Source organism: Floridaenema evergladense BLCC-F167, assembly GCF_041929205.2.
Taxonomy (GTDB): Bacteria; Cyanobacteriota; Cyanobacteriia; order Cyanobacteriales; family Aerosakkonemataceae; genus Floridanema; species Floridanema evergladense.
In genome coordinates this window covers 1,316,011-1,329,453 of the sequence record NZ_CM171625.1, presented here as the reverse complement: position 1 = coordinate 1,329,453, position 13,443 = coordinate 1,316,011, and the positions used below count along the sequence as shown (strand labels likewise).

Below are 13,443 nucleotides of genomic sequence, written 5' to 3'. Positions count from 1 at the left end.
AGAGCCAAAGAAAGGAATCTCTCTCGCTAATCCCCAAACATTCACTTCTGCAATTTTCGCTCCAAAAGTACCGTGTAAATCGGTCTTCCTCCCATGCCATGAGCTGTCATACTTGCGGTAAAACAACTGACTAGAATCGGCAAAATTAATAGATAGTTAGCTGTAATTTCTAGTGTTAATAAAATTGCTGTTAAGGGTGCGCGTACTGTTGCGGCAACTAAAGCTCCCATTCCGGCGATCGTCAAAACTTCGGGATAAGGTAAAATAGTGGGAAACCAAATATGGGTTTGTTTGGCAATGCCTAAACAAAATAGGGTGGCGATCGACAACATCGGCGCAAAAATTCCCCCAGGAGCCCCTGAACCGTAACAAAGAATTGTCATGCCAAATCGAACTGCAAATAATAGCAAGAGGATGTGACTAGGTTCGACATTGTTAAATGACCAAATGATCATCTCCTCACCACCACCAGTAGTAGGAGTATAAAACCAACTCATCAACCCAATAAAACTGCCTACAAATAACCCCGTTAGATGGTAATAAATGCCTCGCAAACTCGAAAAAAAGTTTAAACTTTTGACTAGAAAAAAGTTAAAGTAATATCCAATTATGCCAAAGGCAACTCCTAGAAGCGCAAAAATCCACAAAGAAGCTAAGGGCGGAGTTTCAAATTGAGTGAGTTTTAAGACAGGTCCAGTACCCAATATTAATTGCAGTCCAACTGTTGCGGAAATACAGGATAATGTTACGGCTCGGTAAGCATGAACTTCATCCTCAAACACAGGTTTAAGTTCTTCAAATACAAACATAATTCCTGCTAAAGGAGCGTTGAATGCAGTTGCTAATCCCGCTCCACCACAAGCAGCTACCAGCACCCTGGTTTGTTCGTGGTTGGCACGAAACCAAGTTGCAACCATTTTACCGATACTGCCTCCCATTTGGATAGTCGGCCCTTCACGCCCCATGACCATGCCACTGCCCAAGATGAGAATGCCAGTGGTAAATTTAACGGGCAGTACCCGCTGCCAAACTAGAGGGAAATGCCGGGATAGCATTCCTTCAATTTGGGGAATGCCGCTGCCGGAAGTGTCGGGAGAAAAACGGCGCATTATCCAAAATCCCAGGTAAGCCATGATTCCTGAGAGAGCGATCGAAATAATTGCTCCCAATATTTTATCTAAAGAATCAATCCAGTGTACCCGGCTGTTTAGGATTGCTGAGATGAGAAACCGAAAGCTACCGCCAATCACTCCAGTAAGAAATCCTGCTATAGCTGCCCAAAACAGAACGGGGTTGAGTTTTCCGATAGTTTCTTTGAACCGTCTGGATTGGAGAATTGAGTTAAGCGGGTTGATGTTCTGATTATTGGGTTTGGACTCCATAGCTGAATTAATGGTGGTGATTATCAGTTAAAGTATCAATGGGGATTGGTAGATCGGATTGGTTTTGTCTGACAATTGATGCACAACCCCTGGAAGACTTTACTGAAAAAAAGTGTAAAAATAGTGCAAATTTTGAGTTAAGTTATGAGTTACGATCGAGTTGTTCATAGTATTCCAGGGCGTTGTCGTCTTCGCGTTGATAAAATTGCTACCGATCGCGAATTTGCCCAAAAACTGAAGCAACTGATTGAGTCTTGGGAGATGACGATCGCAGTTCGTGTAAATCAAGCGGCACGATCGCTCGTTGTCACTTACAAAGAAGATGCCATTACTATTGAAACTGCCCACAATTACCTTAATTCCTGCATTCAATTGGCAAATTTAAGTACAACCAATATCTCAGATTTAGGTCTTGATTGGGAAGCGGATTTGTCCGAAACTGAGGATCTGATCCCACTGGTTAACCAATGGCGAGATTTGAGTTTACCCTTACTTAGCCTCAGTTTGGCATTATTGGCGACTCCCTTGGAATTGCCTGTTGTGTTGGTGGGAGGTGCGATCGCAGCAGCAGCAATGCCTTGGTTTAATCGAGCTACAGAAAGCTTGCTTAAAGCTCGTCAACCCAACATTGACTTGCTAGATTCGCTCTGGATGGGATTGCATACAATACAGGGTAATTTTGTTGCTCCCGCCCTAAAAACCTGTTTAGTAGAATCTCGACGCAGTTGGCGGGGAACAATTGCCCAAAACCAAGAGCATCAGGCAATTCTAGCCGCAGCAATGGACAATAATACCCAAAGCTTAATTGCTCATCAGATCCAAACAACTCCGGTTCATAATACGCAATTGGGGATTACTCAAGCTAACTTTTTGCGAGAGGCGATCGTACCAACAATACTGATGGGAGGAGCGATTTTTGCAACTACGGGGAATTTAAGTGCTGCGATCGCACCTTTCCAACTAGACTTCGGCAGCGGTATTCCCATCTCTATTTCTACAACTTTGCTATCTGCTTTAGTGTTTGCGGTTGAGCAGGGAGCTTACATCCGTAGCGGTCGAGTTCTGGAAAAGCTGGCACAGGTAGATACTATCGTATTAAATGCAGGATTGCCAGAGCAGGAAATTTCTACTTTTGCCAGAGATGTAATTCCAACTTTGCAAAACCAAGGAATCAGCGTTTATTTGCTATACGATGCTAATCTTGATTTTCAAGCAATTGCTATAAAGGCGAAATGGTTGGGCATTTCTGTTAGTGAAATTATATCAACAAACCATGTCAAAACCCTGCAATCTTCAGGGAAACGAGTGTTAACGATCGGCGATGACAATATATATGCTGATGTTTCTGTAGCAATAGCACCATCAAATTGGACAATGGAGGAAGTAACCAAAAATTCAGCTGATGTAGTGCTGTTAAAACAGGATTGGTTGGGGTTGGTGAGCGCGATCGACATTGCGAAAAAGGCTTTTGAGCGCATATATCAAAATACGACAATCATCGTTTTTCCCAATTTAATAGTCACTTGTGGCGGCGTATTCTTCGGATTAAATCCAATAGTTAATGTGATAGTCAATAATGGGTCGGCTTTTGTTGCAGAATTCATCAATGGTCAACGTCCTTTGTTTGCACCGAAAACTGTCAGCTTAGAGTCAGAGTTAGCGATCGATGCTACACCCACACAAGCACAATTAAGCTATCATACCTCTTCCGTCAAATCGGTGAAATCCTGTTAATCCTTGAAAATCCCCGATCGAGCCAGTCGATAAATTAGCAAATTTCTACTGCACTAATTACCCTTTTGTATAAAATAGTATAGGTCACATCCTAAAAAGAAGCAAAGAAACCATGAGTGAAATCGCTGAGAAAGTAAAAAAAATAGTTGTAGATCACTTAGGTGTTGAGGACAGCAAAGTGGTTGAAAATGCCAATTTTTTTGACGATCTGGGTGCTGACTCCTTAGATGCTGTTGAATTGGTGATGGCATTTGAGGAGGAATTTGGTTGTGAAATTCCTGATGATGCGGCAGAAAAAATTCTCACTGTTAAAGACGCTATTGACTTTATAAAGGCTAATACCAATTCTCTATGAAGATGCGCTGCAAGGCACCCCACCCCAAATCCCTCCCCGTCCACAGGGAGGGGATATGATTAAGCGCAATTTTACGGAGAATTGGTATAACTCCTCTACAATTTAAACGTCAATAGTCAACAACGATTAGAAGTATAGGATAGCAACGATGACATCTGCATTTGCAACACCGGAAGAGTTTAAAAATCTAGCTCTAGCAAACGGTGCTTTCGGAATTAGAGAATACTTAAAAAGCGGCTATGAAATTGTGCATCAAATCAAGGGAAGAATTCGTCTTCGGATTCCCCGACTAGGTTACGATCGCAACTATGGCGATCGACTAATTCAAATGCTCAAAGCCGTTGTTGGTATAACACAAGTTAATATCAACCTCCAAGCAAAGTCTCTGACAATGCAATATGAGGAAAATACAAATGCAGCAACGTTAATTCGATCGCTGATTCTTACCGCACCAAAAGTGGTCGAGGTAGTTGTTTCCCCAATGCCTAATCAAACAACATCTGATTCTAAAATTTTGGACAATTGGACTCAGATACACTATGAAATTAACCCTTTATTCCCAAGACTGGCGATCGTTCTCTTGGAAGTCATGGGTACAATTTGTTTCTTTATCGGAATCATCGGTCTATTGTTGCCTGTTTTACCAGGAACACCTTTTTTAATTTTAGGTTCACTATGCTTTTTGGCAGCTTCAGAGTTGTCTTTATATTGATTAAACATCTTCAAAAAAGATTCTAGAGACGTTGCATACAACGTCTCTAGAAGGGTTCCAAGTAGGGGCAATTTATGAATTGTCCGTACCCCAATCCCCAGTTCTCTATTTTTGTCATCATTTTTGCACTTTTGTTTGGTAAATTAGTCTAAATTTATCACTACTGGCTAAGATGAGTCACAATGAAAACTTTTCCTACAAGGAAGTCTGGTTATTCTGCCATTAGACAACTTTTGCGCCAGTTAAACCAGGTGCTGAAGCTGATACTTATCAATAGTTTGGATTTGGGAAAACGGAGCCTAAGCAATTTAAATGCAGAAGGTCGTCTGGCTTTTTCGGTTAAGGTGGCAATGGTACTGTTTTTAATATTGCCAAATTTCGTAGAGCTTGATAATCGGATTTTAATTAGTTGGATTGGTGGTGTACTTTGCTTTTTAGCTTTAATTCTGCTGGTGATTGGCATCAAAACACCTCAACAAACCTGTGATTATGTCCAGTATCAAGAACAAAATGCCGATCGCTTATTTCTCCCTATTACGATCGCAGCTTGCGTGAGTTTATTTGCGATCGCGTTTATGCAATCCAACAGTCAAGAAATATCATCATCTACCATCACCTTTCAAGTGATTCTCTCCCTAACAGCAATTGTTTGTTCCTGGTTTCTTACCCATACCATGTTCGCATTGCACTACGCCAGCTGTTACTATCAACAAGATTTCTCTAGTCCAACAGGTTATGCTGGTGGGCTACTTTTTCCTGGTGAAGAAATGCCGAATTATTGGGATTTTATGTATTTTGCTTTTGTCATGGGTATGACATTTCAATCAGCTGATGTTTTGATTTCGTCATCATCAATGAGAATGTTAGCCTTAGCTCATGGAGGAGTAGGATTTCTATTTTCAATGGTAATTTTAGCCTCTAGCGTTAATGTCGCATCAGGATTAATTTAGATTTGCAAAACAATTTTTAATAAGGAAATAAATGAAGCTTGCTGTTATAAGAAACCGAATTGAACAACCAAAATTTCGTTTAGTAATATCCTTGGGAATTGCAGTTATAATTTTTATGTGTTGCGTTCCTAGAGGATTGGAATTTCAGTTGTTAGCAGCTTGGACGGGAGGGGTAATTAGCTTTTTGTTTCTGATTTGGTCGATGATGCTGAGAGCAAATGCAGCACGAACTCGTCTTCGATCGCAACAGCAAGAACTGGATAATTGGTTAATATTTTTCATGGCGATCGCTGCAACTTTTAGCAGTTTATTTGTCATTGGATTTATTGTAGTCAGATTCAAAGATACCCTGAGTATAGAAGTGGGTTTATCAATTTTAGCCGTGTTTTGTTCTTGGCTATCGATCCATACTTTATTTGCTCATCACTATGCGTCCTTTTACTACCGTCCAGTTGATGAGAATTCGGCAGCAAATTCAAACACAAAATACAATGGTGGGTTACAATTTTCTGGGGGAATGCCACCTTGTTACAGCGACTTTTTATATTTTGCCTTTGTCATTGGCATGACTGCTCAAACGTCTGACATACCGATTGTTAAATCGGCAATGCGACGATTGAGCTTAGGACACATGGTAATTTCTTATTATTTCTACAGTGTGATTTTAGCGTTAGGGGTCAGTGTTGTCATCAGATTAATTTAAAGGAGAGCTTGGGTTTATTATGCAAGGTTTTGCTACTCTCATATTAGCTATAGCTGCCATTGTAGATAACTTTGCGATCGGCACTGCTTACGGTAATAAAGCCCTAAGAATTGGTAATCGCACTAATGGATTTATCGCCTTAGTCTCAGGTTTAGGCACGTTTTTATCTATGTCTGTAGGCAAAGAAATTAGCAGCTATTTGACTGCGATTCAATCTGCAAAATTGGGCAGTTTCGCTTTAGTGACAGCAGGTGTGTGGGGACTGTGGGCGGTGTTTCAGCGAGAGCAGAAACAAGCTAAAAGATTATCATTCTTACGTCAAGAATTACAAGCTGAGAGCGCAAATATTAGCAATATTTCTGTTTCTAAGATTGCTAATAGCTCTCAAGAGGAAACTGATAAATGTTTGGAAGAATTTGCTTACGAAACCTTTCTCGAAAATCCCGAAAGAGCCGATCGCGATCGCTCTGGTTACATTGATATTTACGAATCAATTACATTAGCATTTGGGTTAAGTGTGAATAATTTGGCGATCGGAATTGGTGCGGGAATTTCCGGTTATAGTGCGATCGTCACCGCTGGACTGGTAATTTTATTTAGCTTTTCAGGATTAGCTCTAGGATATATTCTTGGAAATCGCTTCGCCTTAAAAATGCCCGGACTTTGGGCAGGATTACTTTCTGGAGGAATGGTAATTTTAACGGGTATCTATGGATTTTTGAGTCAATAAGCCATATCATTGAATTCATCAAAAAAGCGTCACCATAACAAATGGATAAACAACTTCTCAGTACATTTGCAGCCAGTTTATTCGCACTACTTAATCCCTTGGGGATTTTGCCCGTTTTTATCAGTTACACTGCTAAAGAAAGCAAAGCCGTACAAAAATGGTTGGCAGTATTACTTTCACTTACTGTATTAGGCTTGCTGCTGCTATTTTTGTTTACTGGATCGGCTCTGCTCAAATTCTTTGGCATTACCTTAGATTCATTCCGCATTGCTGGAGGAATTCTGCTGTTACTGATAGGAATTAACCTAGTGACAGGCGAGCAAAAAAGTAAACCGCAAGATGCTGCAAATCAGGATAATCAAAGTGATTTTCAAGAAGCGGAGTCTGTTTACCGAAAAATTGTAATTCCATTGGCAATGCCTCTATTAGTGGGTCCTGGTGTAATTGCTAATGTGATTCTCTACGCCAATGAAGCTCAGGCAAAGAAAGGTGGATTTCAGATTATTGAATTGGCTGGTGTTTGTATTTTTATTTCATCAATTGTCTGTGCAATTTTGCTCTCAGGTCGATGGTTGCAAAAAATATTAGGCAATGTAGGATTAAGTATTGCCACTCGCATTTTAGGTTTATTAGTTGCCTCGATCGGAGTACAATTTGTTGTGATTGGATTAACTAACGTTATTGTAAAGACGATCGCCCCTCAACTCCGATGACCTTTGCGCCAAAAGCTTGTTAATTGCACGAGTTTTTTGCTTTTTTAGATTATCTTTAATTAGATTTCTAATAGAAAACATTTGTAATTTTAGTCAGGAAAAATTGATGCCATTCGACTTTCAACGTGCTAAAAAGGTATTTTTTCAAACAATCCAATTTAAATGCGGAACAGCTTACTTTGTCAACGGGGAACTTCAGATTAAACAAGATTAGTTCGTTTAACAAGTAAAATATAAACATTAAGCTGTTTAATAACAACTGATAAACAATCAATCAAAATATTAGCGAACTATGGCAGATTCAGATTTAACTGGTGGTTTGCAGTGGAGTGCTGAAGCTCAGAGAAAGCTGAAAAATATTCCCTTTTTTGTGCGGAGTCAGGCGAGACAGCGAATTGAGCAATTGGCGCGGGAAGCTGAGTTGGAAGTGGTAACGCCAGAGATTGTGGAACAGGCGCGATTAGAATTTGGACAGTAGCAAAAATCCGATCGCACTTCAAACTCTGTCAATGTTTTGAAACCGGGAAACTTAAGAAAGATCGATCGCACTTTAAGCTTAGTTTAGAAAGTGCGATCGATCCCCCATCCTTTCAACACTAACTACTTGAATTAGATCCACCTCCAAACCTAGCTAAAATTTCCTCACGAGAAAGAGTTAACAACAGTTGACTCAACTCACTTGCTGGTAACTCCAACATAGGATTTATACATCTATTTAGTTGGTCATCCAAAGCACCAAACCGAACTCGCAAAACGTTTTCGATCATCTCGCGTCGTTCTTGTTGGCGACCTTCTTCACGACCTTCTTCACGACCTTCTTCACGACCTTCTTTACGCCCTTCTAATCTGCCTTCAATCCGACCTTCTCGTAAAGTATCTTCGCGCCAACGTACATAAGCTGATGATAAGTTCATAAGCAATTCCTCTTCATCTTCATTTAAATTTTGCGTCGTTTCTAAACCAACCCGCCAGTTAGCTACAACCTCCAAAATATTTCTTTTGAAAGGGTGGTTTTCTGGCAGTGAATTCACCTCATTCATTGCTTGCTTCTGAACGGTTTTCCGTCCCAAAAGCCGCAACCAAAGAGTGTCTTCTGTAGCCGGAAGTTGGTTAATTGCTACTATCCCTGACCTCAGAGCTACTGGTAATAAATATACACCATTAGGCCAATTTTCTTGGGTATCAAGTTTTGCGCCAAAAGCGTCTAAGACATTCTCAGAACAGGAAGGCGTTAATATCCACAAATGAGGTAATTCCTCTTCTGTGATCGATCGATCTTCTCGCCTCGCCTGACGCTGATGATCGCTTTGCATCGCAAATAATTTAATCAAACATCTCCGCACTTCCGACCAATTTGGCGGATTGCGAAAAGGTTCAATTAAACAGGCAGTTGATGCCATTTTACCCAATAAACCGAGTAATTCTTGATTGGTTTTAGGTTCCGGTACAGGCGAAAACCAAACATCAATTTGGCGAACTTCTGCCATTACCTCACGGCTAACTATTACCTCACCCAAAGGCGTTAATAGTTCGCTGAGATACTGTTTAGCAAATTGGTCGTGAAAATTTCTCGTCATTCTCCCATCGTCATTGCTGAAATAATTGCCTGTTGACTAACTGCCTTATAAACTGAATCCAAGTATTGCATTACTGCGTCAGATGTAGCAGCTGTTTGAGGTTTTTCTGTTTCATCATTACCTAAAGGTATTTTACCCAAAATATCCAAAATTGTCTCGCTAGTTGGCGATGGTGCAATTACCACTAAACCGGATTCTAAAGGTTTATCATATTGCCAAAACTCCTCAATCTTTAAAGGATATTGTACTTTTTGATTTACCGGAATATCAGTTTCTTTGTCTCCCTGTTCCTCTTTTCCCTTGCTGCGAAACTTGCGTAAAGCTTCAATAATTTGCTCTTTGCTGCGTCCTCTTAATTGAAACAACACAAAAGGATCTTCACCGAAGCGATCGCCTAACAAATAATAAACTGCCCCAATATGTTTACAAGGATTAGCTTTATCAGGACAACTGCAACGACTCCGCACATCTTCCAACGTAAAAGGAAACAAACTTAAACCATTTGCCGTAAATACTTCCTCAATATTTTTCGGCATTTCTCCAGCTAATAACTTAGCCGAAAAAATAGCTCTTTCCGACATACTTTCAATGACATAATCCCATTGTTCATCAGTAAAAGGTTCCAAGAATATCGAAAGTTGATAAGGTTCCGGTTCTGTACCTTGAACTTTAGCAAAAACCTTTTGATCTTGAAAATCAATACTCAGAACATTGCCTTGCCTAGCATAAATCCGCGCCCGTTCCAAACGCTTTTTAAACCGATACTTATCCAACAACTCTAACCACCGTTCCACCCACCATTCCCGACCAGAAATAGAAGTATTATCTTCCTTTGTAACCCTCTGCATTCCAGGATCGTAATCTCTCATTTTCTTTGCGTCCTTTGCGGTTTAAAAAATTAAAAATCCGAACTATCAATTACAGCATTGCGATCGAGCAATAATAAATTTCTTAATTGGTCAGTATCTAACTCAGTTAACCAATTTTCCCCACCACCTACAACTTGTTCTGCCAGTGCTTTTTTACTCTCAATTAAATCATGAATTTTCTCTTCCAAAGTACCTTGACAAACAAACTTATGCACCTGAACATTGCGCGTTTGACCAATCCGAAATACCCGATCGGTTGCCTGATTTTCCACCGCAGGATTCCACCATCGATCGAAGTGAAAAACATGATTTGCACGAGTCAAATTCAACCCAGTACCACCAGCTTTTAAAGACAAAATCATTACTCTTGGTGCTTGTGGATCGTTTTGGAAGCGATCGATCATTTCCTCCCTTTGATTCTTGGAAGTGCTACCATATAAAAACAGCATTTCTCGATTAAATTGCTTTTCTAAATATGGTTTTAACAGTTTTCCCCATTCCGCAAATTGGGTGAAAATCAAAGCGCGATCGCCTTCCGAAATAACCTCTTCTAACATCTCTTCTAAACGCAAAAGTTTAGCCGATCGCTTCTGATTTCCCAAACTTACTTCCTTCAAAAATTGCGCTGGATGATTGCAGATTTGCTTCAGTTTAACTAACAACGCTAAAATTTGACCGCGCCGTTGAATCCCTTCCGAACTTTCAATTTCTGCCAAAGATTCTTCGACTAATTTCTGATATAATTCTGCTTGTTCTGCTGTTAAACCGCAAAATACACTCATTTCCTGCTTTTCGGGCAAATCTTGAATGATATCGCGATCTGTTTTTAAGCGGCGCAGGATGAAGGGTTGGACTAGCGATCGTAAAGTCTTTAACGAAGAAGTATCCCCGTATTTTTCCACAGGAATCGCAAAACGCCGTTGAAAGAAATTTTTTGGCCCCAAATAACCAGGATTGAGAAAATCTAAAATTGACCAAAGTTCTGACAACCTATTTTCTACCGGAGTTCCTGTTAACGCAATCCGAAAACTCGCTTCTAATTCCCTCACTGCTTGCGACTGTTTCGCCTCTGGATTTTTAATATTTTGTGCTTCATCTAACACCACACCTTGCCAAGAAACGGTTTTTAAATCATTGACATCTCGGAAAATTAATTGATAACTAGTAATTACCAAATCTTGATTTTCAACTGCTTTAGCAAACGCCTTTCCTTTGGGACGTTTATCACCGTGATGGACTACAATTTTTAAACTAGGGGCAAATTTTTTAACTTCCCTTTCCCAGTTACCTAAAACTGAAGTTGGACAAACTAAAAGAGTCGGTTTTTCCAGCGCATTCTCTTCTTTTAAATGTAGTAGAAAAGCGATGAACTGAATCGTTTTTCCCAACCCCATATCGTCCGCTAAACAAGCACCTAATCCCCAGCGTTCTAAAAATGCTAACCAACCTACACCTCTCGCTTGGTAAGGGCGTAATTCTCCTTTGAAAGATTGGGGAGGATCGATCGCCTCCACCGCCCGATTACTTGTTAAAGCATTCAACAAATCTTGCAAAACTCCCGAAGCTTCAAAACTCACCACAGGCAACTTTTCCACCATTTGGGTATCGCCTGTACTGAGACGCAAAGCATCTTCTAAAGACAGAGACATTTCCTCTTTTCGAGAAGCAAAGAAATTCTTCGCTGACTTCACATCTTGCGGGCGTAACTCCACCCATTCCCCATTAATTTCTACCAGAGGACTATTCTGTGCTGCTAATCTGTCAAACTCTTTTTTAGAAATAGTTTGCCCACCAATAGATAACTGCCATTTGAAATTTAATAAACTCTGCAAACCTAAGCGTTGATTCGGTTTTAACTCAGGAGTTTGGGCGCGAATACTTAAACCTAAACGACTCGCCCAACCATCTCGATTTGCCAAGCTTGGTGGTAAAATTACCCCTAAACCGCTATCTTGAAAACGCCACGCACCAGCTTTAATAAACTCGTAAGCTTCTAAAGGATTCAATCGGCAAAATATCGGAGTCGCAGTTTCTAAACTGAGTTCAATTACTGGCATTAATCGAGAAGCTAAACCCAATCCTTGCAGAAATGTTTCTTGCGGACGTTCTATGGTTCTTTCTTGATAAATAAAACGTTCAACTGGATTCTGCCAAATAGTCGCAGCATCTACAATAAATTCAGGATCGTCAACAGCTTGCAAACAATATTCTAAAGTCCAATCTTGCTGATTTTCTGCGGGAGGATGGACTTTAAAACAAGTGCGAAATAAACTTTGTCCTGTTAGAAATGGTTGTACGGGTGCAATCCAAGCATTTAAAATTGCTGCTAAACGTTCTGGTGTTTCTCCGGTTACTTGCGCTGATTCATTTCCCAATCCTTCTAACCATTTTTGCACCAAATTTTCTGTAGTTGGTACAGAGTTTTCTTTCGCCACACTTCGCACTTGTAGATCGATCGCGCTACTTAAAAAACTCAACAGCAATTCTTTAGATTCTGGCGGTAATTCTAAACTAATAAATGGCGAAGAATTATCATTTTCTGAACCTTGATAAGTGCGACAAGCAGCAGGCATTTGTCGGGCAAAGTTTTCCAACCGAACTTGATCTACTCCGCTATCAAGTAAAGGTTGCCAAACAGCAATGAATTCATTTTCTAGCTGTTTTAATCTTGGCAAAAACTTGCTTCTTGCTAGTAAATCTACACTCCATCTTGTTATATGATTCCAAAATTGTAAATCTTTCCCTAAAAAAGAATCTGATTCATCGATCGTCGTCAGTGGCAAAGCATTTAAAAATTCCCTAGCTTCCTGTCTATTTAAAGTAATTCCTTCCACTTGCCAAGGATACAAATAACAAGAAGATATCTCTTCTTCGTTTCCTTTTAATATAGTTCCCGAATGCAACGGCAACAAAGCATTATTATCAGCTTCTAAGATTCTAGTTGGTATTCCTAAAACTTGCACTTGCCAACGGTGATTTTGGCTTTCTTCTGCTTTCTTTTTCCCTTTTTTAGCTGTACTTTTTTCGACAGTTAAAGTATCAGCTGGTAGCGCCTTGCTAATTTTTTCCAAACTCTGTAAATATTCGACTAATTCCGCTTTACTCATTGCCAAGGGATGAGGTAAAAGCGTCGTGAATCCCTCAGAGTTTGCTGGATTAACTCTGCGCCACGTTTCTCCCCAAACGAATAGATAATTGCCTTGAGATCGATCGATCCAACTACCGTGTAAAATTGCCATTTAGAAACTGCTCAAATTTTGTTGGTTAGGTTTTACTTGTCATTAGTCAATGTTGAATAATCACTGATTAATGATTAAGATTTTTTGATGATTGTTTTAGAATATTTTCGCTTGATACTTTAAGCGTTGCTGAAGATTAGCTAGTAAAATTGTGGATATCATTTTATGATAACCCTAAACATCGCAAAAAACAACAAATTATCATTCTTTCTAGTTAATTGCGGTTACAAATTTTTACAACAAAGGTGAAATCTGATGAGCGATTCTCAAGGCTGGTATATTATTAGACGTAATGAGGGCAACTGTGATATTGTTCCTAGTCAACAATTGGAAAGCCAGGAAGATAGTACCATTTTAGAACGTTGGGGGCCTTTTAGTTCTGTTGAAGATGCGATCGCTCGTCGTGTTGGATTAATTCGCGCTGGGAAATGTAAACCTGTTTAGGGACTGGGGACTGGGGACTGGGGACTGGGGACTGG

General features: G+C 40.0%; 13 protein-coding genes. 9 read left to right on the top strand and 4 right to left on the bottom strand.

Annotated elements, in window-relative coordinates:
- Positions 1 to 41 precede the first annotated feature (41 nt).
- The gene (clcA, locus tag ACE1CA_RS06170) at positions 42 to 1,382 is read right to left on the bottom strand and encodes a H(+)/Cl(-) exchange transporter ClcA (protein ID WP_413281150.1); all 1,341 of its coding nucleotides are present in this window, start codon (positions 1,380 to 1,382) and stop codon (positions 42 to 44) included.
- A 144-nt stretch (positions 1,383 to 1,526) separates the two neighbouring features.
- Here clcA and ACE1CA_RS06165 point away from each other — a divergent pair, with 144 nt between their 5' ends.
- From ACE1CA_RS06165 to ACE1CA_RS06130, 8 genes are all read left to right on the top strand, one after another.
- A complete protein-coding gene (locus tag ACE1CA_RS06165) occupies positions 1,527 to 3,116 on the top strand; it encodes a hypothetical protein (RefSeq protein ID WP_413281149.1) in 1,590 nt (529 codons plus the stop codon).
- Between the two features lie 112 nt (positions 3,117 to 3,228).
- A complete protein-coding gene (locus tag ACE1CA_RS06160) occupies positions 3,229 to 3,471 on the top strand; it encodes an acyl carrier protein (protein WP_413281148.1) in 243 nt (80 codons plus the stop codon).
- Between the two features lie 148 nt (positions 3,472 to 3,619).
- Positions 3,620 to 4,183, top strand: coding sequence for an HMA2 domain-containing protein (locus tag ACE1CA_RS06155; protein ID WP_413281147.1), 564 nt, complete (start codon positions 3,620 to 3,622; stop codon positions 4,181 to 4,183).
- Between the two features lie 182 nt (positions 4,184 to 4,365).
- Positions 4,366 to 5,133, top strand: coding sequence for a DUF1345 domain-containing protein (locus tag ACE1CA_RS06150; protein ID WP_413281146.1), 768 nt, complete (start codon positions 4,366 to 4,368; stop codon positions 5,131 to 5,133).
- Positions 5,134 to 5,164: 31 nt separating this feature from the next.
- Positions 5,165 to 5,836, top strand: coding sequence for a DUF1345 domain-containing protein (locus ACE1CA_RS06145; protein WP_413281145.1), 672 nt, complete (start codon positions 5,165 to 5,167; stop codon positions 5,834 to 5,836).
- A 19-nt stretch (positions 5,837 to 5,855) separates the two neighbouring features.
- Positions 5,856 to 6,566: an MntP/YtaF family protein gene (locus ACE1CA_RS06140; protein ID WP_413281144.1), complete on the top strand. Its 711-nt coding sequence runs from the start codon at positions 5,856 to 5,858 to the stop codon at positions 6,564 to 6,566.
- 41 nt (positions 6,567 to 6,607) lie between these two features.
- A complete protein-coding gene (locus ACE1CA_RS06135) occupies positions 6,608 to 7,279 on the top strand; it encodes a MarC family protein (RefSeq protein ID WP_413281143.1) in 672 nt (223 codons plus the stop codon).
- A 292-nt stretch (positions 7,280 to 7,571) separates the two neighbouring features.
- The gene (locus ACE1CA_RS06130; RefSeq protein ID WP_413281142.1) at positions 7,572 to 7,757 is read left to right on the top strand and encodes a PCP reductase family protein; all 186 of its coding nucleotides are present in this window, start codon (positions 7,572 to 7,574) and stop codon (positions 7,755 to 7,757) included.
- A 118-nt stretch (positions 7,758 to 7,875) separates the two neighbouring features.
- Here the strand turns inward: ACE1CA_RS06130 and ACE1CA_RS06125 are convergent, their stop codons facing one another.
- Genes ACE1CA_RS06125 through ACE1CA_RS06115 form a run of 3 tightly spaced genes read right to left on the bottom strand, consistent with a single transcriptional unit; the run spans position 7,876 to position 12,964 of the window.
- On the bottom strand, positions 7,876 to 8,856 hold the full coding sequence (locus ACE1CA_RS06125) for a hypothetical protein (protein ID WP_486517680.1): 981 nt from the start codon (positions 8,854 to 8,856) through the stop codon (positions 7,876 to 7,878).
- Positions 8,853 to 9,725: an SWIM zinc finger family protein gene (locus tag ACE1CA_RS06120; protein WP_413281140.1), complete on the bottom strand. Its 873-nt coding sequence runs from the start codon at positions 9,723 to 9,725 to the stop codon at positions 8,853 to 8,855. Before ACE1CA_RS06120 ends, ACE1CA_RS06125 begins: the two co-directional genes overlap by 4 nt.
- Positions 9,726 to 9,754: 29 nt before the next feature.
- Positions 9,755 to 12,964 (bottom strand): DEAD/DEAH box helicase, encoded by a 3,210-nt coding sequence (locus ACE1CA_RS06115; protein ID WP_413281139.1) that lies wholly within the window; start codon positions 12,962 to 12,964, stop codon positions 9,755 to 9,757.
- Between the two features lie 255 nt (positions 12,965 to 13,219).
- On the opposite strand from ACE1CA_RS06115, the gene ACE1CA_RS06110 reads away from it, so the two are divergent.
- Entirely contained in the window at positions 13,220 to 13,408 is a 189-nt protein-coding gene (locus tag ACE1CA_RS06110) for a DDE transposase family protein (protein ID WP_413281138.1), read from the top strand.
- Positions 13,409 to 13,443 lie beyond the last annotated feature (35 nt).